The organism is Roseibium algicola (assembly GCF_001999245.1).
GTDB classification, from domain to species: Bacteria; Pseudomonadota; Alphaproteobacteria; order Rhizobiales; family Stappiaceae; genus Roseibium; species Roseibium algicola.
This window is the reverse complement of sequence record NZ_CP019630.1, coordinates 208,227-232,610: the sequence shown is the minus strand read 5'-3', so window position 1 is coordinate 232,610 and position 24,384 is coordinate 208,227. Positions and strand designations below refer to the sequence as shown.

Below are 24,384 nucleotides of genomic sequence, written 5' to 3'. Positions count from 1 at the left end.
AGAAAATGAAAATAGTAGCGGCCATTCCTGCCAGAGGCGGTTCCGTCGGTCTTCCGGGCAAAAACATCCGGCCCTTGAACGGCATTCCGCTTGTCGGCCGGACTGTGCGTGCTGCACGCGGGTCGCGTTTCGTGTCTGAAGTATTCGTTTCGAGCGATTCAGCGGAAATTCTGACAGTCGGTGAGAAATACGGGGCAAAATCCGTTTTGCGCCCGACCGAACTTTCCGGACCGACCGCGAGCTCGGAGTCCGCGTTGATCCATCTTCTGCAGAACGAGCCAAGCCTTGTCAGCGAACCGCCGGACATTCTGGTTTTCCTGCAGTGCACGGCCCCTTTCACGCAGGCACATCATGTCGATCATGTTGTGGAAGCGTTGCTGGCCAAGAACGCGACCAGCGCGATCTCGGTGGTCGATGACCATGGCTTCTACTGGGAAGTCGGCCCCAGCGGCGAAGGCGTCGGTCTCAACCATGATCCGAGCAAACAACGCGTTCGCCGGCAGGATATCTCTGCAAGATACAGGGAAAACGGTGCCGTCTACGCCATGCGTGTTCCCGAATTCCTGGAAGCGGGCAACCGTTACTGCGGAAAGACGATCCTGGTTCCGGTGGATTCGACCTGGATCGAGATCGATACTTCACAGGACTGGGACATGGCCGAGGCTTTCATCCGGTCAGAACCCTTCACCGGCTTCCTGACCGAGACTGAGACCCAGCCCTTGCGGGCGGTTGTGACCGCCTTTGCCGGTGTGCACACGGACAATACGGTTTTCGTCAATCGAGACGGCACGGAGTCAATCGTCTGCAACCGGTATGATGAAATCGGTCTCGACCGTCTGCTTGGCCGCGGCATGATGTTGCTGATGCTGGATCGGGAAGAGGACAGTCTCGCTGTCCAGCGCGCCCGCAAGCTTGCCATGGATTACAAGCATCATCTGTTCGACAAGATGGAAACCCTTTCGGACTGGCGCACCAAAAAGGGGCTGGAGTGGTCCGAGATTGCCTATATCGGCGCAGACATTGCGGATCTCGACTGCATGAAGGCTTGCGGTCTGAGCATCGCGCCGCGCAATGCGCCTGCTGAAGTGAAGGCAACGGCAACGGTGGTTCTGGAAAGTGCCGGCGGTGCCGGTGTGCTGAATGAAGTCTCCGAGCTGCTGATTGCACGGGGCATGATTGCCAACTGACAGGACCGTCATCACTCCAGGTGGTGACATGGAAGAATTTGGGTTCGGGGTTCGCGATACGTGCAATCTGCAAACGTCTTCGCTCCCCGGGCACCTTGCGACTGAGAAGGTGAAATATGGCCGTAGACCCACTGCAAAAGAACCTTTCGGTGTTCGATACGCTGCAGCAGCTCGGCCTTGCATCCCTTGAAACCCAGAGTGTTTTTGCACCCCGTACCCGCGACAAGGAGGGTTTGACCGTCTATCGCGACACGGTTTCAGGTGTTGTCTATATCAATGATTACTATGTCGGCGACGAGACCTACGAAGGCGCTGAACACCGCAAGGACGACTTCTACAAGCGCATCGACTGGGACTACGAATACCAACAGGATCAGTACCGGCGTCTGGATGCCTACAAGCAGTTTTATACGGGCAAGACAGTCACCGAGTTTGGATGCTGGAAAGGGCTTTTCCTGAGAGAGGCCGCCAGTCGTGGTGCCGATGTCACGGGGATCGAGCTGCACAGGGGTTACATCGAGGCGCTGGTTGCCGATGGCTATCGCTGCGTGGACAATCCAAACCAGATCTCTCCGGCAACGCAGGATGCGGTCTTTGCCTTTCATGTGCTGGAGCATCTTCCCGACCCGCTTTCAACCTTGCGAGAGTTGCGCGCACTGCTGACGGACACCGGAACACTGATTGTCGAGGTTCCGCATGCTTCCGATTTCCTGTTGTCCAATCTTCAGAACGAAGCTTTCAAGAATTTCACCCTCTGGAGCCAGCACCTTATTCTCCACACACGCGAAAGCCTGAGGCGGCTGCTTGTCGCTGCCGGCTTTGCGGATGTCGTGATTGAAGGGGTGCAGCGGTATCCGCTTTCCAACCATCTCGGCTGGCTTGCCAACGGCAAGCCCGGTGGCCACAAGTCAAGCCTGTCCGCATTGGAAACACCGGAACTCAGGTCGGCTTACGAGGCTGCGCTCCGCAAGATCGACGCGACCGATACGCTTGTTGCGATTGCCAGAAAGGCTCGCTAAGGCGGAGCGGCCAGTTCAACAAACGTTCGCACTGCTTTGCCGCAGGTTCACTGGCAGCGCCTGCAAAGCTTTCTACAGGCCCAGCCGTTCGTTCCGTTTGCCAGGATAACCGGCTGCCAGTTCTTCACGCATGACCTGAATGACCTGCGGTACCATCTCCACCGTCGGATGCGTCTCGTCGATGTAGATGTACTTCATGCTTGGATACCAGGGAGGATTGGCCTGGCCGAGCAACAGGGCGGGTTCCACCGGGCCGAAGCGCACGCAGGGAACGCCAAGAATGCCCGCCATGTCTGCAACACTGGTATTTGCCGAAACCACAACATCGCAAATGGCGGTCAGGTCGGCGGCCGCCATCAGGTCGTTGAAGAGATCGACGTCCGGGAAATAGGTGAACTTTCCTTCCGAGCGGGCCACCAGGAAGTCGAGCTCCTTTTGCAGGGCCATGTACTGAAGATTGACGTAGATCGCGTCTTCAGCATCAAGGATCGGCGCAAAATCAGGCGCGGACAGGTAATAGCGCGCGCGGTATTTTTCCAGGTTCCGTGAGCGCCAGGAGACGCCGATAATCGGTTTCTTGTCGGCGTCCGGCAGCCTGCCGAGATATTCGCGGGCCTTTTCCTGGTTGAATTTGTAAACCGGGTAGGGGGCCTTCTTGAAGCTCTCGAAATCCCGCCGGAAATAGCGCGCTAGATCGACCATGTTGGCCGTTATGTCGTAATCCGCATCCTCCGGGGCCTGGTCGTCCTTTGGCGTGCCGGGCCTGACAAGGATCTCCGGAAACGAATTCTGGAAGAAGGGAACCGACTTCGCCGACACTTCGAGAATGAGCTTTTTCGCTCGCGCCTGGATATCGAGAAACATCGTGCCGCACTTGAGCGCGTCACCAAGCCCCTGATCGCCCCACAGCAACACCGTTTTGTCCGAGATATCCTCGCCTTCCCATTCCGGCTTTGGAAACTCACGTCGTTGGGAGGTTGCTTTCTTGTCTTCAAAGCGGGCCGCGTGAATGTCCCAACCCGTTTCGAGGTTGCCCATCGACAGATAGGCGAGCGACAGGTTCCAGTCGAGGCCGGAAATCACGCCGCCAGGTGCTTCCTCCTTTGCCTTCTGGAGAATGTCGATACTGTCCTGTCCGCGGCCGAGCATGAGGTAGTGAACCCCGAGCGTAACCTTGCAGTGATAGTTGCCCGGTGTGCCTCTGACGGCCTCTTCGGCGTATTTCAAGCCCTCGTGTGCCCTGGAAATCGAGAACAGGATACGGGCCTTTTCGTGGAGCAGGAGCGGGTTGTTCTTGAAGCGCTCCAAGGCCTTGTCGATCGCCTCGAGCGAGGCGTCGAACTGTTTCAGTTCAAGGCGACAACGGGCCTGTTCGATACAGTTTTCCACGTTGTCCGGTGCAAGCATTTCCGCGCGTTTGAAGAAGGTGAGCGCTTCTTCAAATCGGTTGTTCTTGCGCAGAAGCAGGCCATAGTTCGTGTAGACTTCACCATGGTTCGGATTGGAGACAAGCAAGCTCTTGAAGATTGCTTCCGCTTCTTCAAACTGTTGCAGCCCGGTCAGCGCAATTGCCTTGATGTTGAGTGCCTCGCGCTCTTTCGGGTTGAGCGACAGGGCTTTTTCCGAAACGGCGAGCATGCTTTCCGAATCCGTTCCGATGTCCATCATCGCTCGGGCGAGGTTGGCATAGAACGACGCCTGGTTCGGGTTCTGGGCAATCGCCTTCTGGATGTATTCAACGGCCTTTTTGGGCGATCCCAATTGCCTGTAGGTCACGCCTAGCAGATTGAGCGCATCCGGATTGGTCGGCGCCTTTTTCAATACCAGCTTGTAGCACCGCTGCGCCTTTTCAATCTCACCTGACTGATGATAGGACAGCCCCTTGACGAGCTTTTCGCGTAAAGGATTTGGAGCGGTTTGCGTGGCCATCTTCTATCTGCTCTTCGGGAATCACTTGAAGAACAATAGCAGGAAGGGGTCTCAAAGGCAGGCCGACAAGCCAAACTGTCCGGATTACCTTGGGGATTGAACCTGAATTTCTTGCTCGAAAGAGCTTATTGCCGTCGGAACTGCTGTGACTGGAATTGCTGGCGTTGGTATTGTTGTGGCTGGCCCCGCTGCGGCCGGTAGTCTTCGCGCTGGTATTGCTGGCGCCGATAGTAAGACCTGTTTTGCGGCTGGCCCAGCCGGCGTTGTCTTTCCAGTTGTAAAAGGCGAACTCTTTCTTCGCGCAATTGCTGAACGCGCTGCGCTTCTTCCAGTTCAAGCCTTTCCTGCGCCAGTCGTTGTCGCTCGAGTTCCAGAATCAACATCTGCTGCTGCAGAAGCGATTGATTGAGCCGCTGTTGCTCGTCGGTGAGCAGAGGAGCTGACGGCAGTTGGATGTTCTGCGAGGACTGCGCGCGAGCGACCGTTGCGGGCGCAAGGACCGCAAACAACAGGAAAAGTGCCGCAGCTTTTTTGGTCGCGGAGCGAAACATGTCATCCATGCCCAGTGCCGGAGCCAGGGCTTTGCTGGCGGGCAACACGAAACCGGATCACTTCCGGTTCGCCCGATCATCAGGATCCGCTCAACGGAACGGATCTGACCAATATACACGCTCACCTTTTGCAGGGCTGGTTTTCAGGAGAATTTGCCCAGATTTCTGGCAAGAGTTGCAATTGTGGTGAATCGGATCACGGCAAAGTAGTGAAAATTGCGGAAACCGGATCTGGAGGTAATCAAAGGAAAATGGTGGGCGATACTGGGATTGAACCAGTGACCCCTCCCGTGTGAAGGGAGTGCTCTCCCGCTGAGCTAATCGCCCATGCCTTGGCGGCTGGTGGCGCGTATCTAGGGCAAATCAACGGCTTGCGCAACACCCTTTTTCTGGAGCCGACGTCTGCTTACTGTGTTCGCCGGTCGTCGCTAATTGCTTTTTGTGTTGATGCGACGGAAAGAGGTGACCCGCTGTCCCGGGCGAAAATATTTGTCGTCTGACCGGCAATGTCTGGAAAATCGGGGGTGCCGTCATGTGGGGCGGTTTCCTGTCGGCGCGGTCTTCCGTTTGGTGAGGTATTCATCAAGCGGTCGGATCCGGAAGGCTGTCGTATCGCGTGACAGATTATGTCAGGAGCCGTTATCAGTCTTCGCGAAAAGGCCGTATTTAAAGCAGACGATCGTTTCCGCTGACTGTTTTTTGGAGTGTTTTTAAATGATTGCACGCGTTTCTTCTCTCGCACTCGTGGGCCTTTTCCTGCCTGCCGGGGCGTTTGGCGCCGACAATGGGCCCATTACCAGCATCACGCTGTCTTCGGGTGGTCTCGCCGAAGTGGTGCGCAAGGCGGATATTGACAGCAGCGGTCTGATCAACATGACGGTCCCGCTCGAACAGGTGAACGATGTGCTGAAGAGCATTGTCGTGTTCGACGAGGCAGGCGTTGTCGAGGGCATTACTCTTCCCGGCCCGAACCCGCTGGCGGAAACCTTCAAGAACCTGCCATTCACCGTTGAGGACCTGCAGTCGCCCGCACGCCTTCTGGCAAAACTGCAAGGGACCCGCGTGCGTCTGGAAAAGGCCGGGTCCACGGTCGAGGGGCTCGTTCTCGGCGTGTCGGCGCAGGATGACGGCGACAGGGGGCAGTCCTTTGTCATTTCGGTTCTCAGTGATGGTCGCATCACCGGTGTCGGCCTGTCCGCAGATACCGAAGTCACGTTTCTCGATGAAGACATTCAGCAGAAGGTTGCAAAGGCCTTGTCGGCCGTTGGCAACGGCAAGTCGGACGGCGCGCGAACCGTTGCCTTGAAAGTGGCAGGCGAGGGCGAACGCGAGGTTGCGGTTTCCTACGTCGTGCCGGCGCCCATCTGGAAGACGGCTTACCGCGTGGTGACGATGGCTGATGACAAGGCCCGGCTGCAGGCCTGGGCCGTACTTGAAAACGCCAGCGGCGAGGACTGGGACGATGTCAGGATAACGCTGTCTTCCGGCGCTCCGGTAACGCTGAAACAGCGGCTCCACGATCTTTACTGGAAGCAACGGCAGGAAGTGCCGGTGGATGTGTCCAGTGGCTACGTGCCTCCTGTCGACATGGGGGCGGAACCGCAGTTTGATGTTGCCGAGAGCGAGGCCCGCATGCCGGGCGCGGCGCGTTCCAGCTTCATTGGCTCGGCGGTTGCGCCGGAAATGGTTCTCAACATGGCCGCTGCCAATGTCGGCGAGGTGAGCGAAGGCGCGGTCACCGCGTCCTTCACAATTCCATGGCCTGTCGACCTTGAAAGCGGGGAAACCCTGTCGGCGCCGATCGTCGACAAGGTCGTATCCGCCGAAACGGTTTCCGTATTCCAGCCGGAAAGCGGCCTGCAGCATCCCATTGCTGCAATTCTGATCAAGAACGAGACCGAAACCAGCCTGCCGCAGGGCATCCTGACGGTTTATGACGAAAAGGAAGGATATGTCGGCGACGCGCAGATCAGCGGCATGCCTTCGGGCGAAAGCCGCATGGCAAGCTTTGCGACCGACAAGAAGGTCAGGATTGCACAGTCAACATCTGCAGACAGCCAGATCGTCTCGATCAAGGTCAATGACGGGGTTCTGAACGCGATGGTGCGCGAGCGATCCTCGACGCAATATGCGATCAAGGGAGCCCCGGACGGTGACCGCACGATCGTCATCGAGCATGCCAAACGTCCCGGGTGGCAGTTTTCCTCCGAACAGGAATTGGACAGCACCGCAACGCACCACCGTTTGAAGGTGGAAGTGCCAGCGGGAGCAACGGAAACGGTTTCCGCCCTGCAGGAGCGGACCTTGTCGGAGACTTATTCACTGATCTCCACCGATGCGAACCAGCTGCTTTATCTCTCCAGGCGCTCGCCGGACAAGGAAACCGCTGCAAAGCTGAAGGAACTGTCTGAGCTGCAGAACGAGATCGCCCAGATCGAGCGCCAGATCCAGCGCTTGCGGCTGGAAAAGGATGAGGAGAGCCGGGACCAGGAACGCCACCGGGCCAACCTGGCGGCTCTGGAGCCGGGGGCCGATCTCTACAAGCGTGCCGCCCGAAAGCTGGAGGAAAGCGAAACCCGGATCGAGGATGTCGATACGGAAATTGCGGCACTATCCGTGCGCCGGGAAGAAATCCGTGAAACCCTGGGCGATGCCATCAGGACATTCTGATGTCTGACAGAACCAGCCTCAGGACTTGAGCGAAGCGACGGCACCAGCCAGCTCGTCGAAGTGCGAAATGACCCGGTCCGGGGAAAGGTCCCGGACCGGCACGACCGTATAGCCGAAATCGACCGCGATGACCGGAATGCCGGCGTTACGGGCGGCATCGATGTCGGTGCCGCTGTCACCGATCATGATGGAACCGCCGATTTCTCCACCCGCCCGGTGGATGGCACCATGCACGGGTTCGGCATGCGGCTTAGCCACGGAAAACGTATCGCCGCCGACGACGGCGTCGAAATGCCTGGCGAGATCGAGTGCAGCCAACAGCGGATGCGTCAGCCGCTCGGCCTTGTTGGTGCAGACCGCCAGTTTCCATCCGTCTTTACGGAAGTTTTCCAGCGCTGCGACAACGCCGTCGAACGGTTTGGTGTGAACCGCGATGTTGGCGGCATAATGCTCCAGAAAATGCACATAGAGCGGCGCCACGGTTTCATCGGTCCAGGAAATGCCGTTGAATTCCAGGCCGCGCTGGATCAGCACCTTTGCACCAAGGCCGACCATGTTGGCGACGTTGTCCTGGGGAATGGCCGAATGTCCTGCGGAGGTCATGACGACGTTCAAGGTGGCGACGAGATCTTCCATGGACGACACCAGCGTGCCATCCAGATCGAAAACCAGAACGGACATGAGACCCTCTGAAATGCAGGAGCGGGACGGCAAGAACGCATTCATGCTGAAAGGCATGATTGCGGGCAGGTAAACCGGCCCCGGAATGTGGGAAAGGCCTGCATTCACCCGAACGCAGGCCGCCTTAAATGCCTAGCTGCATAGCCGCTCCGCCGCAAGGGGCGTGATGGGCAGAGCTGGAAAGTTAAATGGCATTGACCCATAAACGACGCGAAATGGCTTCACCTTATACAGTGAGCGTGTGGCTGGGTATGCAGCCAATCCGCGCATTTTTCCTGACATAGTTTTGCGGTTTGTCACGCCGGTAACTTCGCATTTTTAATGCCAGTGAAAGACTACCCGCAGGATGATTTACTCGCTAACAATGCCAATAGTCTTGCGCGGTCGCTGGTTTATGAAAGAGAGAAAGAACATGAAATATCCGATGTTGATAGCCGCAATCTTGGCGTCAACTTTAGCTATCGGGTCAGCACGAGCTGATTGCTACGGAATGTTGGACAGTGATCATGAAGACGTAAAAAGAAGCAGTGAAAAGCTTTTGGCTGGTAGTTATGAAGATTTTATAGGCGTAATTGACAATATTATTTCGGCGCCTAAAGATAATTTCGATGCTGTGGTCGAACCATTTTTGCGGTATTTTCCAGAAGGTTTCGATAAGTGTAGAATATTGGCACGAAAGAATTACTCAGAAAGCATGTCGTCGTACCTTTTTGAGTTCTCGAAATCTGGATCAATTGTATATCTTTATGAAGTCGCTCTTAATGGTGCGGGAGGTTTTGATAGTGGAGTAATACAGGTTCAAGTAACTACAAATTTCAATGAAATTTTTGACTATTTTGATTAATTATTATTTTAATTCTTTAGAGGTTCATGCAGTCAATTCTGATGTATGCCCAAGTCAGTAAGGTGCCGATGACAAGGCAGGCTCAAACACAAAAATGGCAGGGCTTCCATACTGGCTCCCTAAGTCGACATTGCGAAGTGTGGTAGCTGCTTCGCAATAGATAGAGAAAATATTCGAACGGGTCCTGCGCCTGATCGGCACTATTTTATCGATAGTGCAAGACGTGTTTATTCTCTCGTTTGGACGATCTCATTTAATGTTGGCCCATAGTGCCATGTCCGTTCTTGTGAGGAAACTGGACCATCATACTCCGCGATCAAAACGCTAGAGTTTGTACGCGGTCCGGAAGCCACCCCAGTGACGGCCCTGAACGATGATCGGCGCGTCGATCTCCTTCATCCAGACGATATTGCCGCCGCCCATGTCCCGGGCATAGGACTGGATCAGGAAGGGGCGCGTGTTGCGCGCCGCGCTGAGGCCGGCCCGGTCATCGAAGATGCGCTTGTTGCGGCAGTTGGCCGTGTTCCAGGCAACATCATCCGGTTTTTGCGGCTTCGAGTAGATCAGATTGTGTACCGGCAGATAGCCGTTGCGATCGACCGAGGCACAAAAGGCCATACCTTTGCATTTGCCAAGGATTTCTTCCTGGATCGTTGGCAGGATCTTTTCCAGATGAGCCAACGCGCGCGTCGACACTTGCGGCGGGTTGGTGCCGGCTATGTGCTGGTAATTGGTATCGAACAGGTCGTCCATGGTCAGCTGACGCTGCGCGATGAGATCTTCCATCGCGTTGGATATGCGTGAAGCCCCTGTCTGGACGCGTTCCACTTCGGCAGCGTGGCTTTCATGAATGGATGCGATCTTGCGCTCCAGGGCCGCCTGGAACCCGGCATCCTTGTTGACGAAGCAACCGTGGCAACCATGTTCGGAAACGGCGACGATGCGGACTTCCACCTGGCCGATCCCGGTGAGATCAAGACGGGCATTCATGCCCTGTTTCAAGTTGGAGCCACCTTCGGGCCGGAACAGCGTGCCGCCTTCCGAAATGTCGTGGGTCTCGATCTGTGCGGATGTTCCGCCTGCTGTCACCGATCCGGAAATCTTGATCGGCAATCGGTCGTGCTGACGACGATCGCCGATTTCGGTCTGCCGGATCATCATGGTGAAGCGGGACTGCAGCGCTTTGGAAGCCGTGCTCATTTCCGCACCGGTTTCGCGCGCCAGCATGCCTCCTTCTTCTGCTGCCGCAGCAGACTCCGTAATTGTCTGCGCGGTGCGCAGCACTTCCTGAACGAAGTCCGCCGTCTGCTGTGCCTGGTCACCGATCCGGTTCGTGGTCTCAACCTGGGTCTGAACCGCATCTTCGACAGCGGCAAAGCTGGGCCGTATCCTGCCGATAACATCGATGATCTGGTTGACCGAGCCGAGGCTGAGTTCCGCGGACTGGTTGAGGCGGTCGATGTTGGCGACAATCTGTTCCGTTGCCGACTGGGTTTCCACCGACAGCGCCTTCACCTCACTCGCGACAACGGAAAAGCCACGGCCGGCTTCGCCTGCGCGGGCAGCTTCGATGGTGGCGTTCAGGGCCAGCAGGTTTGTTTGCTTGGCAATGTCCGAAATCAGGCTGACGACATTGGCAATGTCATCGATCGCGTTCTTGAGCTCCAGAACACCCTGGTTGACCTGGGCCGCGACGTCGCGGGCCTCTTGTGCCAACTGGTTGGACACACCGACCTGCTGTCCGATTTCGCTGCTGGAGGTGGTGAGATCCTGAATGGACGTGGCCAGTCCCGAAGCGTTCTCATTGGCAACGGCCGATTGGTCCGCAAGAGACTGACTGTCGCTGCGGATGGTCTCCAGCTTGTCCATCTGACTGACGAGCCGGTCCTGCACCTTCTCCGCCGCGGCGTTGATGGTCTTGGCCGCGACTTGCAGATCGTCTTCCAGGCTGTCCAGAACGAAGCTCATCTGGCTGGCCGCCAGCTGCGCTTCCGGCTGGTTTCCGGAAGTATTGTCAGTTTCCTCAGGGGCAGGTATCTTGTTGTTTAAATTATTGTATTCGTCTTTCTGCCTTGGTCTAAGTCGAAGAATGTTCATTTGATTCTGTGCTTTCCAAACCCTAGACAATTGAAAGCATTATCTATTGTTGGTCTGAAATGATGGTTAATAAACCGCGGATATGGGCACTATGGCGGTGTTTCCCCGTTGAAGAGGGGGAATGTCACTGGACCGGCGGACGCCGGCCATGTTAAGCACCCGGCGGCCGGATGGAGATGATTGCTTGGTCTTCTCCGCCGACAGGTTGGCCCTAGGAACGGTAAATGAGCGACCAGTACAAGAAACTGGCGGCGGAGCGCGCTGCCGACGATGTCACATCCGGAATGCGTCTTGGAATTGGGACCGGTTCGACCGCGGAATTCTTCGTCCATGCACTTGCCCGTCGGGTACAGGATGGCCTGGACGTTATCGGTGTGCCGACTTCGGAGCGCACTCGGGAACTGGCGTCGAGCCTCGGCATTCGCCTGACCACGCTTGATGAATTGCCGGAACTTGATCTGACCGTCGATGGCGCCGATGAACTGGACCCGCACCTGTCGCTCATCAAGGGTGGTGGAGGAGCCTTGCTGCGCGAGAAGATCGTGGCATCAGCGTCGGCCAACATGATCGTCATTGCAGACGGCAGCAAGGAAGTTGCGACGCTTGGCCGCTTTCCCCTGCCGATCGAAGTCGTTCCCTTCGGTCTGGAAGCAACGCGGCGCGCGATCCTGAAAGTGTTTGGGGATCTTGGACTGCCGTTGAACATGGCTTTGCGCGGCGGATCGGCTCAGCCTTTCGTCACGGATGGAGGTCACTTCATCCTGGATGCGCAGCTTGAAAGCATACCCGAGGTCCAGACCCTGGGCGACCGGCTGGTTGCCATCCCGGGGGTTGTCGAACACGGCCTCTTCATTGAACTTGCAACAAAAGCTTACGTGGCCGGCACAGATGGGGTAAAGACCGTCTTGCCCATCTAAGTGGTGTGGATTTGGCTTTCCAGACTAAAGATGAAAGCCGCCTAGGAGTAGAAAAATGAAGCTTATCAAATCTTTCCCGCGGGCAGCTGTATTGGGCGCAGCCATGATGGCCGCTGGTTTTGTCGCCTCGGGCGCAGCCGCACAGGATGCCGTTTCTGAAAGCCACCTTGCCGCAGCCAAGCAGGTTGCCGTTGTTACCAAGGTCCTGGAACCATTTGACGATATTCTTCCGATCCTTGCTGAACAGACCCGGACGGCTTTCATTCAGTCCGACCCGACCCGTGCGGAAGAAATCGCCGAAGTCGTTCAGAATGTCGCGCTGACGCTGGCGCCGAAGCGGACCGAGCTCAACAATCTGGTTTACAAGGCCTGGGCAGACGCCTTCACCGAAGAAGAGCTGAACCAGCTGGCTGAATTCTACAGCACGGAACTCGGCCAGAAGCTGACCGAAAAGATCCCGACCATCACGCAGTATTCCGTTGGTGCTGCCCGTGAATGGCAGGACAAGGTTTCCACCGAAATGGTGACCATGGTTCAGGAAGAACTGGCCAAGCTGAACGCAGCTCAGTAAGGGCAGGGCTCCCGCGTCGGCCATGCCGATGGCAGGGAACACGCCTTTCACACGAATAAGTGAGGCCGGGGTCATGTCCGGCTTTCGGGCCGCGCAAGCGGCCCAATTCTTTTGGAAATGGCCCGTTTTGGCTGTCCCTGATGGCCTGGCCCGACCGGGCATCCGGACTTGTACCGCAGCTTCGGTTGCCTATCTGCGGGGCTGGCAAGGCTCTGCCGGACGGCAGCCGGCGGACTTTTGATCACGATGAGGCACTGATGACCGACTACGATTACGATCTCTTTGTTATTGGCGGCGGCTCCGGCGGCGTACGCGCTGCCAGAATTGCCGCGACACACGGCGCCCGGGTCGGTATCGCCGAGGAGTACCGTTACGGCGGTACCTGCGTCATTCGCGGCTGTGTGCCCAAGAAGCTGTTTGTCTACGCCTCGAAGTTTTCCGAAGAATTCGAAGATGCGGAAGGCTTCGGCTGGACGGTCGGCGAACGCGCCTTCTCGTGGGACAAGCTTGTTGCGGCAAAGGATCAGGAGATCACGCGCCTCGAAGGGATCTACCGGCGCAATCTCGAGCGGACCGACGTGGAAGTCCACGACAGCCGCGCGGTGATCGAAGATGCCCACACCGTCCGCCTGCTGTCCACCGGACAGACCTTGAGCGCGAAATATATTCTCGTGGCTGTCGGCGCGTCTCCGAACGTGGACGAAGGTCTGCCGGGTGGCGAGCATGTCATCACCTCGAACGAAGCCTTTCACCTTGCCGAACTGCCGAGCAAGATCGTGGTTGCCGGTGGTGGTTACATCGCGGTCGAGTTTGCCGGTATCTTCAACGGGCTGGGGGTCGATACGACGCTGATCTATCGCGGAGAGGAAATTCTGCGCGGCTTCGACGGTGAGCTTCGGACCGCGGTTCGCCAGGAAATGGAGAAGAAGGGCATCAAGGTGGTGCTCAACGACACGTTCTCCAGGATCGAGAAGGCGGCAGACGGCACTCTGACAGGTCACACCAAGGGTGGGCTTGCGCTGGACGCAGGTCAGATCATGTTCGCCATCGGCCGCAACCCGCATACCCGTGACCTCGGTCTTGAGAAGGCCGGTGTCGAGATGGATGCGGCGGGTGCGATCAAGGTTGGTGCGGACTCCCGCACCAATGTGGCATCCATCTATGCCGTTGGCGACGTCACCAACCGGGCTAACCTGACGCCGGTTGCGATCCGGGAAGGCCATGCCTTTGCAGACACGGTCTTCGGCAACAAGCCCTGGACGGTCGACCACAGCCTGATTGCCACTGCCGTGTTCTCGCAGCCGGAAATGGGCACGGTCGGTCTCACACAGGAAGAAGCACTGCAGCGGACGCCCAATCTGGATATCTACAAGTCCAGCTTCCGTCCGATGAAGCACACCTTGTCGGGCCGCGATGAAAAGATGCTCATGAAAATGATCGTCGATGCAGATACGCAGAAAGTGCTCGGTGTCCACATCATGGGACCGGACGCCGGCGAACTGGCTCAGATCCTCGGCATAACCTTGCAGATGGGCGCGACCAAGGCCGACTTCGACAGGACGATCGCCGTTCATCCGACCGCTGCTGAAGAACTCGTCACGATGCGTGAACCGACCGAGCGTCTGCGCGGGTAGTTCGGCGGCAATTCAGAAAGTCAGGAGCCGCTGCGGGGCAACTTGTCCCGCAGCGGTTTCATTCTGCAGGCCCTGACGCTGCCCGGCGCAGCAGCTCGTCTTCAGGGTCAGTCAACACGCCGTCCGGTCCGACTTCCAGATCGAGTGAATCGGAATAGAAGGAATACCGGCCCCGGCCGAGTTTCTTCGACTGGTATAGCGCGGCGTCCGATCGGGTGACGAGTTGTTCGGAAGTCGTTCCGTCCTCCGGGGCGATCGCGATGCCGACACTAAGGCCGATCTGCGCAATATCGCCACTTGAGATCGGTACGGGCAATTCGCCGGCAGCAACAAGAGCTCGGCAAAGTGTGTTCAAGGTTTCCCGCACAACACTGCCACGATAGATCACCATGAATTCGTCGCCGCCGATACGGCAAACCAGATCGGGTTTGCCGACGGCTTTGCTCAGGCGCTCCGCCATGGTCTTGATGACGATATCGCCCGCGGCATGCCCGAAGGTGTCGTTCACCGCCTTGAACTTGTCCAGATCGCAGTGAATGACGGCAAAGGGCTTGTCCGGCAAGGTTTTGACCGAGGATTCCAGGACACGGTTGAACTGCAGGCGGTTAGCGAGCCCCGTTAACGTATCGTGCAGAGCGAGGTACCTGTTCTGGTGTTCGCTCGCCTGAAGGGATGTGGTCAGCTGGCCGATCCGCCAGGCAATGCCGAAGGCGAGGGCGCCAAGGGCAACACTCAGAACCACGATGACAGGGACGATGGTTGGCCAGATAGATTCGCCGACGGTCTGGCTGTCCCAGCGAAAGGTTCCGAGCGGGTTGTCATTCTGATCCTTGACAAGATGGCGCGGCCCTTTGCCGGGCACGCCTGCATCTTCCTCAAAACCGAAATTGGCGAAATTCAGCTGCGCGTTGAGCTGGCCGAGCAAGTAGGCGTCAACATAATGGGCTGACAGCAGCACGGTGGGAGGCCCGTCGGGCAAAGTCTCTTCATAGTCGTCCGGAATGATCGGCATTGCGCCGAATATGGCCGGTTTGCCGTCGATATGGACAAAACCCATGACGGCATATTCCCCGGGATCTGCTCCTTGCAGGGACTTGTGACCGAAACCGCCAGGCACCCGCACGCGGTTTTGCAGGTATAGCGCCTTCAGTTTTTCATGAACAATTTCAAGCTCCGGCGTTTCGGAAACCGGACGCCGGATGATGTGGGTATAGTCGGCGAAGGATTCAGCCAGAACATCTCCGTTTCCGGAAATCAGCATAACCTTGCTGTGACGATAGGTTGACCAGAGGGTGTCGAAGCTGCTTCGAACGTAGTCGGGATCGAAATTGCGCACCAGCTTGAGCACCGACTGGTCCGACGACGCGATGCCGATCTGCTCGCGAACGATGGTGCGAAGGTGATCTGCCAGCGCGCTTTGGAACAGACGTTGCTCGTTGGCGATGGCCTGCTGCCGGGAAGCTTGAGAGGCAACGAAACCGACGAACAGCAACGAAACAGACGTGACGGCAATCAGCAATCCGGCAAGCAGAAACGCCAGCCGGGAAATATGCTGCCGGGGAATTTTCGCGGCCTGGTCGCTATATCTACGCCGAAACTCGGTCAAGTTGCGATCCCGATTGGGTCTTTGCCTGTTATTCTGAATTCTTGCCACTAAAGAGTAAAGTGATTGTATCAACGAATACCTTAACAGGAAGTGGGAGTACTAAAAAACTTGAGAGTTTTAGTAAGGTATATTCCCGGTGGGCTCAGCGTTTTATAGTATTAATGACAATGTAATTTGATGATTCCGGCAGTGCGCGTTAGCGTTACGCCGGAAATGCTTGCAGGTCCATCTGCTTGCGGGCCTTGGCAGCCTCGAGACTGTGCGGGCCCGCAAATTCATAAGCATTGCGGCCCTTTTCCTTCGCCCGGTAAAGCGCCATGTCGGCCATGCGGATCAGATCTTTCTCACTTGTGCCGGACTCTGGCGCGCTGGCAATGCCGATGCTGACACCGATGTCGACCTGTTGACCTCCACCAATGTCTATCGGCTCGGCAATCGACCGGCGGATTTCCTCGGCCAGTGCTGCAAGCCTGTCCCTGTCTGTATGCTTGGTGAAGAGGACAATGAATTCGTCTCCTCCAATCCGGCTGACGACACCATCCTTGCCGACCAGAAGCCGCATACGGTCGGCAACAGTGCAGATGACCCGGTCACCGGCTTCATGCCCATATGTGTCGTTCACCGGTTTGAAGCGGTCGAGATCACAAGCAAATATCGCAAATCCACGATCCGGCAGGCCATCCAGCGAGAAAGTGAGGCAGTCGGAAAAATGATGCCGGTTCGGCAGCCCTGTCAGAGCGTCGTGTCGCGCAAAGTGGCGGTTCTTCCGTTCGCTTTCTTCAAGCGAGGCCGACAGACGGCTGATCTTCGTTGCAAGCGCGAAGGCGACGATTGCGATGATGGATGCCAACAGGACGATCAGCGGCAGGGCCATGATCCAGATTTCGCGACCCGGTTTGGAATGGTCCCATTTGAAATAGCCGAACGTGGACCCGTCTGCCGCCTGCACAAGGTAATTCGTTGGGTGCTTGCGTTCAGGTTCACCTGGGAAAAACCGGAAATCCCTGTAGCCGAGTTGTTCGTTCAGTCCGGTCAGCCAGTCCTGATCTATGTAGACGGCATTGACCAGGATTGCCGGATAGTCGCCTTCCAGCCGGACATGACCTTCATCGGGTAGAACCGGTATGGCGCTGAGGAATGCTCGGGATCCGTCGATCAGGGCAAAGGCGGATTGAGACGTTTCCAGCAACGCGGACTGCGGCATGTACCATTCGGCAAAAACGGAGTTGGAACCGTCCTGCCGCTTCCCGAAAGCCGCAGCCGTCTGTTCGGCAAGCTTCCGAACAAGATTTTCGGCCGGCAATTGCCGATTTTCAATCAGGACATCGTCCCTTATTGCCTGCGCGATCAAGGTCCCGTCCGGCATCACGACGAAAGTCCGGTCGAGGTTGAAATCTTCCCAAAGGTCGCCGATCAGCTCGTCTTCGATGAACTCGCGGTCCAGAGGGGCCTGAAGGGCGTTGAAGGTATCGTCCCACTGAGCCATCGTCACCTGGTCTCGCGCGACCTGGCGGTGGATGTCCTTCAAGGTGTTGGTCAGGCGCATCTGCTCGGCTTCAAGGGCGCGCCTGTCGGCTTCGCCCCAGGCCATGTGGGCAATGAAGGTGAGGGAAGCGGTCGACAGGAAAATCACGAGCGCGGCAAGGCTGTAGATCCACACCGTGATCTGCCGGCCGGCTTCTGGAGCCTCCAGCCCTGGATGTGTTGCTTCAGACGTCTTTTTCTTTAAACGGAACAAGAAACCGCCATCCCCTCTTACCCGGATGCGACAGCTGTTTAGCCGAAGAACTTTAACACCGGGTGGGGGAGACGCTTTTCTGGGGTGCTCACCTAGCGAAAACTACCGAGACACTTAACAAAGCGTTCAATTTCCTCTTCGCAATTGAACGCATGGACCGACGCCCGCACCACGGCATCAAGACCCCGGAGCGGCAAGTCGATCCGGGCTGAGCTGGCCTGGCTGACCGAAACGTTGATACCGGCTTGCCCGAGCCGTAGCTTGGTCTGTGCCGGGCTTTCACCGGCCAGCGAGAACGTGACGATGCCGCCCTTGCGCTGGCCCTTGTCGTGAAGGGTTACCTCGGGAAGTGCAGATAGCTCAGACCGGAGCTGAGCGCCAAGCCCGCAGATCCTGTTGCCGATCCGCTCCATGCCGAAGCCGATGGCATAGCTGACGGCAACACCCAGGCCGATCTGCCCCGCGACATAGCGTTCCCAGGTTTCGAAACGGCGTGCGTGGGGAACAAGTTCATAACGATCCTCGTCGATCCACTCCGTTGCCTGAAGATCGACAAACGGCGGTTCTACCTGGTCAAGCACGGCGTCGCTGACGTAGAGAAATCCGGTGCCGCGCGGACCGCGCAGATATTTGCGCCCGGTGCCGGACAGGATATGGCAACCGATTTCGTTGACATTCAGCGGGATCTGCCCTGCGGACTGACACGCGTCGAGAAGATAAAGGACACCCGTTTGCCGCGCGATCTCTCCAACCTCTTCAGCAGGATTGATCAGTCCGGAAAAGGTCGGGACGTGCGTAAGGGCGATGAGCCGCGTTTTCGGACCAATCGCGGCTTTCAGGGCCTTCAGGTCGATTTGCCCGAATTCGTCGTCCTCGACAATATCGATCTCGATCCCCTTGCGGCGTTTCATCTGCAGCAGGGCAACGTAGTTGGAGACGTATTCGGCGCGGCCGGTGACAACCCGGTCTCCTTCGCGGAAGTCGATGCCGTAAAAAGCCATGTCCCAGGCCCGGGTGGCATTTTCGATATAGGCTATTTCCTGCGGTTTGCTGCCGATCAAAGCTGCCAGAGACGTATAAAAGGTGTCCATTGCGGTCTTGGCGGCCGCTGCGGCTTCATATCCGCCGAGGGTCGCTTCAAGATCAAGATGCTGCTTAACTGCTTCAAGAACAGGAGTGGGGGCCAGCCCCGTTCCCGCATTGTTAAAGTGAATGAGCTGACGTACACCCGGAGTATCGTCCCTCATGAGGTCGATATCCTGCTGGGTAAGAGACGGAACGATCATGAAACCCTCGGAAACAATCTAAGAAAAACATACAAGCGCTAGACAAGCACCAGATGACGATCACATATTTTGGTTATGGTTCCCTAGTCAATATTGACACTATTCCCGCTGGCGTTGAAGTGACGCCCGGAACCCTCCACGGTTGGGTGCGGGAATGGAAGGTGTGCGGCGAGAGCCCGGACGGCCAGGGGCGCTGCGCCCTGACTGTACGGGAAAAGGAAGGATCACGCATCTTGGGGGTGATGGCGCGTGAACCCAAGACCCGCCTTGCCGAGCTGGAACTGCGCGAGAAACGATACCTGAAGGTCGAAGCTGTCGGCGGCGCATTTCGTTGCGACGCGTCAATGCGGCCGGGGCCTGACGAACTGTTTCTATTCAGAGCTGCGCCAGAACATTGCCGCTGGGGCACGGACAAACATCCGATCCTGCAAAGTTACCTGGATTGTGTTCTGGCCGGGTTCCACCGTTTCTGGGGCGAAGCAGGGATCGACCATTTTCTGGAAACGACTGACGGCTGGCATGTGCCTGTACTGCCGGACCGGGCAAATCCGCTCTATCCGCGCAAGATTGTGCTCGATCCGGAAGTGGCGAAGCTGATCGACGGCAAGCTGAAAGACCTCGGGGTCAACTTTCTTTCCCCGGCCACTTAGGCATTATCGAACCGTCAGCCGAGCAGCGTTTGCAGGCCGTATCCGACTGCAAAGGCAATGCCCGCGGCCAGGGTGCCGATTGCGCTTGTTTCCAGCCCGCAGGAAAACCAATGCCGCTGCGACCAGCGCGCCCTCAGGGAGCCGATGGTAAAAAAGGCGAGTATCGTGAGGATTGTCGCGGTTTCTGCACTGGCTGGCACCGGAATGACGAACGGCAGCAGTGGGATCGAGCCGAACAGAACGAAGGCGGCGAAGGTGTAAAGCGCTGCCCTCATTGGCGATCGCGCCGTGTTCGACAGACCGTATTCGGCCTGCATCATGGTTTCGATCCAGATGGATTTGTTGGAGGAAACCAGCTCGACCAGGGTTTCCAGGTCTGGTCCGTCATAACCCTTGGCGCGGAAAATCTGCCGGATTTCCTCTCGTTCGCCATCTGGCGCCACGGCGATGTGCTTTTCCTCGACCGCCTTGAGGCGGGCGTAATCCTCGATTTCGGATTTGGAACCGGTGTAGTTGGCTGCCGCCATGGAAAACCCGTCGGCAAACAGGTTGGCAGCTCCCAGGATGAGGATAATCGTTGGAGAGAGATCCGCGCCGACGGACCCTGCAACAATGGCAAAGGTGGTGACGGCGCCGTCTATGCCGCCGTAGACCCAGTCTCTCAGGTAGCTTGCGTCCGGTCCTGAAGCGAGCCGGTTCGCGATGTCATCGGGCCTGTGGCTATGCTCCAGACGAGGTGTCGGCATGAGGTCATCCTGTGTGATTTCGCACACGATGCATCCCCGGATCACCACCCGCAATGATCCGCCTCAAAGGCAAGGATTTCGTGTCCACGCAGAAGTGGCGAAAATGATCCTTGAAACAGGGTATATTTTGGGGGATTGCCCTGTGGCCTTGGCGGCCCATGAAGTGTATAAGGCCGCACGTTTGCCTTCAATTGGCAGGCCCAAACGAACGAAAATGTCGCGGACCGCGTGATCTAGGGTGTGAAACGAACCTGCGGGTCCAGTGAGGAGTAGGAAGTATGGCGGAGAAGTGGAGCCCGGACAGCTGGAGATCGAAGCCGATCTTGCAGGTTCCGGAATACCCGGATCAAGAGGCTTTGGCGGATGTTGAACAGCGCCTGTCGACTTATCCGCCGCTGGTTTTTGCAGGTGAGGCACGTGCGCTGAAGAGCCAGCTGGCAAATGTCGCGCAGGGCAACGGTTTTCTGCTCCAGGGCGGTGACTGCGCCGAAAGCTTTGCCGAGCATCATCCCGACCACATCCGTGATTTCTTCCGCGTCTTCCTGCAAATGGCTGTCGTGCTGACTTATGCCGCCAGCCAGCCGGTTGTGAAAGTCGGCCGGATCGCTGGTCAGTTCGCCAAGCCGCGTTCTTCCAATTTCGAGAAGAAGGGTGACGTCGAGCTGCCGAGCTACCGCGGCGACATCATCAACGACATCAATTTCACCCCGGAAAGCCGTATCCCGGATCCGGGCCGCATGGCCATGGCTTACCGTCAGTCGGCAGCCACGCTGAACCTTTTGCGCGCTTTCGCGCAGGGCGGTTTCGCAAACCTCGACCAGGTTCATCGCTGGATGCTCGGCTTCATTTCCGATAGCCCGCAAGGCCATCGCTACAAGGAACTGGCCGACCGCATTTCGGAGTCACTGAACTTCATGAAGGCCTGCGGCATCAACGCCGATAGCGTTCCGCAGCTTCGGTCAACCGATTTCTTCACCAGCCATGAAGCTCTGCTGCTTGGCTACGAAGAAGCCCTGACGCGCGTCGATTCCACCTCGGGTGACTGGTATGCGACTTCCGGCCACATGATCTGGATCGGCGACCGGACGCGTCAGCCGGACCACGCCCATGTGGAATTCTTCCGCGGTATCAAGAACCCGATCGGCCTCAAGTGTGGCCCGTCCATGTCACCGGATGGCCTGCTGGAGCTGATCGACATCCTGAACCCGGAAAACGAACCGGGCCGCTTGACGCTGATCGCCCGCTTCGGCGCCGACAAGGTGTTCGACCACCTGCCGCAGCTCGTTCGCGCTGTCGAGCGGGAAGGCAAGACGGTTGTCTGGTCCTGCGATCCGATGCATGGCAACACCATTTCCGCTGGCGGTTACAAGACCCGTCCGTTCGACCGGATCCTGAAAGAAGTTGAAGCCTTCTTTGCGGTTCATCGGGCGGAAGGCACGCATGCCGGTGGTGTTCACATCGAAATGACCGGCCGGAATGTGACCGAGTGCACGGGCGGGGCGCGCGCCCTGACCGAAGACCAGCTCGGCGACCGGTACCACACCCATTGCGATCCGCGCCTCAATGCGGATCAGGCGCTGGAGCTTGCATTCCTGATCGCGGAAAACCTGAAGAAGGAACGCGACGGCCGGCAGGTTGAGCCGCTTGCGGCAAGCGCATAAAGAGGATTGCCTCTTCCGTAACGTTATCTGAAAGGGCGGCATTTGCCGCCCTTTTGCGTTTTTTCCGGAATTTTCCGGATGAACGTGCCCTGAGGTAAGCCTCGCTTAACGCTCGACGCGCATACCTTCTTTTTAGGGAAACGGGTGTAGTGGGGAGTTTGAGTTGTGCGCGATAAGTGGGATCTGACGAAGGTTTCCTGCCTGATTGCGGAAGACAATCCCCATATGCGCTCGATCCTCCGCTCCGTGCTGGCGGGCTTCGGCATCCGTTCGGCCTATGAAGCCAGCGATGGTGCGGAAGCCCTGGAAATGGTCGTTGACCGCAAGCCGGACATTGTGCTTTGCGACTGGGTGATGAGCCCCTTTGGCGGCAATGAGTTTCTCCGCATCCTTCGTGCCGACAGGGACCTTGTGGTCAGCACCACGCCGGTTCTGATCGTGACTGCCCATGCCAAGCGCGCGACAATCCTGGAAGGCATCGAGATCGGTATTCACGGGTTCGTCGCCAAACCGATCGCTCCTGCCATATTGTATCGTCACATCGGCGAAATCCTTGAACGGCAGGAGATGCATGGGCGCTCGAAAGGTCTTCTCGGCCCCGGGCATCAGCAGCCGCTGCGCAAACTGAATGTCACGGACATCTCGTCCACGGCAGCATCGGACCCTTCAGCCGATCAAGCCGGGCTCGCCTTGCTCTGACGATGCCTACGGGCATGGCCCATCACGACCGGGCTTTTGACAGGTGCCGGCAAATCTACTTCTGGACGTATGCAAATTCAGATTGGACGTTCGCCGATCTAGCGGCTACACCAGAAAGCAATGTCACTTCCTGGTAATTTTCCGATGATTTCAGACCGTTTCAGACTGGCTGTCGCGCAGCTAAACCCGACTGTTGGCGATGTGGCCGGCAACGCAGAGCTCGTTCGCAAGGCCCGTCAGGAAGCCGTCTCTCAAGGGGCCGACCTTGTCTTGACCTCCGAACTGATGCTCGCCGGGTATTTGCCGGAAGACCTTGTTCTGAAACCGGCTTTCGTCAGGCGCTGCATGGAGGCGGCCGAAACCCTTGCCGGTGAAACCGCGGATGGCGGTCCGGGCATCGTGCTGGGGTCTCCCTGGCGTAGCGAGGAAGGCAAAGTCTATAACGCAGCCCTGCTGCTGGACCAGGGTGAGATCAAGGCCGTTCGCTACAAGTACGACCTGCCCAACTATAGCGTCTTTGACGAGAAGCGGGTTTTTGCTGCCGGCCCCTTGCCCGGGCCTGTCGACTTCCGCGGTGTGCGCATCGGCTTGCCGATCTGCGAGGATATCTGGAACGACGAGGTTTGCGAGTGTCTGGAGGAAACCGGCGCGGAGCTGCTGCTGGTTCCCAATGGCTCTCCCTACTGGGAACACCGGGCGGAGCACCGTCTGCAGGTGGTTGTTTCGCGTGTGGTCCAGACCGGATTGCCGCTGATCTACTGCAACCAGCTTGGCGGGCAGGACGAGCTTGTTTTCGACGGCGGATCTTTCGCGCTTCATGCTGATCGCTCGCTGGCATTCCAGATGCCCCAGTTTGAAGCTGCTCTTGGTATCAGTGACTGGAAGCGCGAGGGCGAGACCTGGGTTTGCGAGAACGGCACTTTTGCAAGGCTTCCGGAACTCGATGAAGCGAATTGGCGGGCCTGCGTCATGGGCCTTGGAGACTACGTCACCAAGAATGGCTTTCCGGGGGTCGTACTGGGTCTTTCCGGTGGTATCGACTCGGCCATTTGCGCGGCAATGGCGGTTGATGCGCTCGGCGCCGACAAGGTCCATGCGATCATGTTGCCCTATCGCTATACCTCGGAAGAAAGCATCACCGATGCGGCCGCCTGCGCCAACGCGCTGGGTATCCGCTATGACACTGTGCCGATTTCCGAACCGGTCGAAGGCTTCAGGTCGGCGCTGAGCGATCTGTTTGCCGGCACGAACGAAGACACGACCGAAGAAAACCTTCAATCGCGTGCGCGTGGTGTCATCCTGATGGCAGTTTCCAACAAGTTCGGGCGCATGGTCATGACCACCGGCAACAAGTCGGAAATGTCGGTCGGCTACGCCACGCTTTATGGCGACATGAACGGTGGCTACAATCCGATCAAGGATCTCTACAAGACGCAGGTCTATCACCTGGCCGCATGGCGCAATGCCAACCTGCCGGAAGGGCTGCTTGGTCCGGGTGGAGAGGTTATTCCGTCCAATATCATCACCAAGGTGCCGACTGCCGAACTGCGTGAAAACCAGACCGACCAGGATTCCCTGCCACCTTACGATGTTCTCGACGACATCCTGGAATGTCTGGTGGAAGACGAGATGTCGGTGGGCGACATTGAAAAACGCGGTCACGACCGGGCACTGATCCACCGGATCGAACATCTTCTTTATATTGCCGAATACAAACGCCGGCAGGCGCCTCCGGGGGTGAAGATCACCGAGCGCAACTTCGGCAAGGACCGGCGATATCCCATCACCAACAGGTTCCGCGATCGCTCTTGAGGGGCAGGGCATTCATAAGTGCTTGCCTGGCTGATGTTTCGCAGAATCTGATCGTTTGAATTTGAACGGGCGTGGCAGAAAGCTAC

19 protein-coding genes and 1 tRNA gene are annotated in these 24,384 nt (G+C 57.5%); 11 read left to right on the top strand and 9 right to left on the bottom strand.

Annotated features, from left to right (window positions below):
* Positions 1-5 precede the first annotated feature (5 nt).
* Both B0E33_RS01040 and B0E33_RS01035 read left to right on the top strand, forming a co-directional pair.
* The gene (locus B0E33_RS01040) at positions 6-1,187 is read left to right on the top strand and encodes an acylneuraminate cytidylyltransferase (RefSeq protein ID WP_055653552.1); all 1,182 of its coding nucleotides are present in this window, start codon (positions 6-8) and stop codon (positions 1,185-1,187) included.
* A 116-nt stretch (positions 1,188-1,303) separates the two neighbouring features.
* Positions 1,304-2,206, top strand: a complete 903-nt coding sequence (locus B0E33_RS01035; protein ID WP_077290144.1) for a class I SAM-dependent methyltransferase — start codon at positions 1,304-1,306, stop codon at positions 2,204-2,206.
* Positions 2,207-2,278: 72 nt separating this feature from the next.
* On the opposite strand, the gene B0E33_RS01030 is transcribed toward B0E33_RS01035, so the two are convergent.
* The 3 genes from B0E33_RS01030 to B0E33_RS01020 all read right to left on the bottom strand — a co-directional run bounded on the left by B0E33_RS01030 (position 2,279) and on the right by B0E33_RS01020 (position 5,013).
* Positions 2,279-4,135, bottom strand: coding sequence for a tetratricopeptide repeat protein (locus B0E33_RS01030; RefSeq protein WP_077290143.1), 1,857 nt, complete (start codon positions 4,133-4,135; stop codon positions 2,279-2,281).
* Between the two features lie 125 nt (positions 4,136-4,260).
* Positions 4,261-4,695: a hypothetical protein gene (locus tag B0E33_RS01025; RefSeq protein ID WP_077290142.1), complete on the bottom strand. Its 435-nt coding sequence runs from the start codon at positions 4,693-4,695 to the stop codon at positions 4,261-4,263.
* A 243-nt stretch (positions 4,696-4,938) separates the two neighbouring features.
* A tRNA-Val gene (locus B0E33_RS01020) sits at positions 4,939-5,013 on the bottom strand.
* Between the two features lie 387 nt (positions 5,014-5,400).
* On the opposite strand from B0E33_RS01020, the gene B0E33_RS01015 reads away from it, so the two are divergent.
* On the top strand, positions 5,401-7,356 hold the full coding sequence (locus B0E33_RS01015) for a DUF4139 domain-containing protein (protein ID WP_077290141.1): 1,956 nt from the start codon (positions 5,401-5,403) through the stop codon (positions 7,354-7,356).
* An 18-nt stretch (positions 7,357-7,374) separates the two neighbouring features.
* Here B0E33_RS01015 and B0E33_RS01010 read toward each other — a convergent pair whose 3' ends face one another.
* Positions 7,375-8,037, bottom strand: a complete 663-nt coding sequence (locus B0E33_RS01010) for an HAD hydrolase-like protein (RefSeq protein WP_167579475.1) — start codon at positions 8,035-8,037, stop codon at positions 7,375-7,377.
* 412 nt (positions 8,038-8,449) lie between these two features.
* Between B0E33_RS01010 and B0E33_RS01005 the strand changes: the two genes are divergently transcribed.
* On the top strand, positions 8,450-8,881 hold the full coding sequence (locus B0E33_RS01005; RefSeq protein ID WP_156912300.1) for a hypothetical protein: 432 nt from the start codon (positions 8,450-8,452) through the stop codon (positions 8,879-8,881).
* A gap of 324 nt (positions 8,882-9,205) precedes the next feature.
* On the opposite strand, the gene B0E33_RS01000 is transcribed toward B0E33_RS01005, so the two are convergent.
* Positions 9,206-10,849: a methyl-accepting chemotaxis protein gene (locus tag B0E33_RS01000; protein ID WP_208992146.1), complete on the bottom strand. Its 1,644-nt coding sequence runs from the start codon at positions 10,847-10,849 to the stop codon at positions 9,206-9,208.
* Positions 10,850-11,202: 353 nt separating this feature from the next.
* On the opposite strand from B0E33_RS01000, the gene rpiA reads away from it, so the two are divergent.
* From rpiA to gor, 3 genes are all read left to right on the top strand, one after another.
* The gene (gene rpiA, locus B0E33_RS00995; protein WP_023003895.1) at positions 11,203-11,895 is read left to right on the top strand and encodes a ribose-5-phosphate isomerase RpiA; all 693 of its coding nucleotides are present in this window, start codon (positions 11,203-11,205) and stop codon (positions 11,893-11,895) included.
* A gap of 55 nt (positions 11,896-11,950) precedes the next feature.
* Complete coding sequence (locus B0E33_RS00990) at positions 11,951-12,466, top strand: DUF2059 domain-containing protein (RefSeq protein ID WP_031270696.1); 516 nt, start codon at positions 11,951-11,953, stop codon at positions 12,464-12,466.
* A 257-nt stretch (positions 12,467-12,723) separates the two neighbouring features.
* Positions 12,724-14,100 (top strand): glutathione-disulfide reductase, encoded by a 1,377-nt coding sequence (gor, locus tag B0E33_RS00985; protein ID WP_077293098.1) that lies wholly within the window; start codon positions 12,724-12,726, stop codon positions 14,098-14,100.
* A 58-nt stretch (positions 14,101-14,158) separates the two neighbouring features.
* On the opposite strand, the gene B0E33_RS00980 is transcribed toward gor, so the two are convergent.
* From B0E33_RS00980 to B0E33_RS00970, 3 genes are all read right to left on the bottom strand, one after another.
* Positions 14,159-15,706 (bottom strand): sensor domain-containing diguanylate cyclase, encoded by a 1,548-nt coding sequence (locus B0E33_RS00980; RefSeq protein WP_208997740.1) that lies wholly within the window; start codon positions 15,704-15,706, stop codon positions 14,159-14,161.
* A 202-nt stretch (positions 15,707-15,908) separates the two neighbouring features.
* Positions 15,909-17,444, bottom strand: a complete 1,536-nt coding sequence (locus B0E33_RS00975) for a diguanylate cyclase domain-containing protein (protein WP_156912299.1) — start codon at positions 17,442-17,444, stop codon at positions 15,909-15,911.
* Between the two features lie 92 nt (positions 17,445-17,536).
* The gene (locus B0E33_RS00970; protein WP_062489088.1) at positions 17,537-18,730 is read right to left on the bottom strand and encodes an aminotransferase class V-fold PLP-dependent enzyme; all 1,194 of its coding nucleotides are present in this window, start codon (positions 18,728-18,730) and stop codon (positions 17,537-17,539) included.
* 53 nt (positions 18,731-18,783) lie between these two features.
* Between B0E33_RS00970 and B0E33_RS00965 the strand changes: the two genes are divergently transcribed.
* On the top strand, positions 18,784-19,380 hold the full coding sequence (locus B0E33_RS00965) for a gamma-glutamylcyclotransferase family protein (RefSeq protein ID WP_077290138.1): 597 nt from the start codon (positions 18,784-18,786) through the stop codon (positions 19,378-19,380).
* A gap of 14 nt (positions 19,381-19,394) precedes the next feature.
* On the opposite strand, the gene B0E33_RS00960 is transcribed toward B0E33_RS00965, so the two are convergent.
* Positions 19,395-20,126 (bottom strand): VIT1/CCC1 transporter family protein, encoded by a 732-nt coding sequence (locus B0E33_RS00960; protein ID WP_031270701.1) that lies wholly within the window; start codon positions 20,124-20,126, stop codon positions 19,395-19,397.
* A 278-nt stretch (positions 20,127-20,404) separates the two neighbouring features.
* Between B0E33_RS00960 and B0E33_RS00955 the strand changes: the two genes are divergently transcribed.
* From B0E33_RS00955 to B0E33_RS00945, 3 genes are all read left to right on the top strand, one after another.
* Positions 20,405-21,787, top strand: coding sequence for a class II 3-deoxy-7-phosphoheptulonate synthase (locus B0E33_RS00955; protein ID WP_023003903.1), 1,383 nt, complete (start codon positions 20,405-20,407; stop codon positions 21,785-21,787).
* 165 nt (positions 21,788-21,952) lie between these two features.
* Positions 21,953-22,486: a response regulator gene (locus tag B0E33_RS00950; protein ID WP_082809771.1), complete on the top strand. Its 534-nt coding sequence runs from the start codon at positions 21,953-21,955 to the stop codon at positions 22,484-22,486.
* A gap of 144 nt (positions 22,487-22,630) precedes the next feature.
* Positions 22,631-24,298 (top strand): NAD+ synthase, encoded by a 1,668-nt coding sequence (locus tag B0E33_RS00945; protein ID WP_077290137.1) that lies wholly within the window; start codon positions 22,631-22,633, stop codon positions 24,296-24,298.
* The last annotated feature ends 86 nt before the right edge of the window (positions 24,299-24,384 follow it).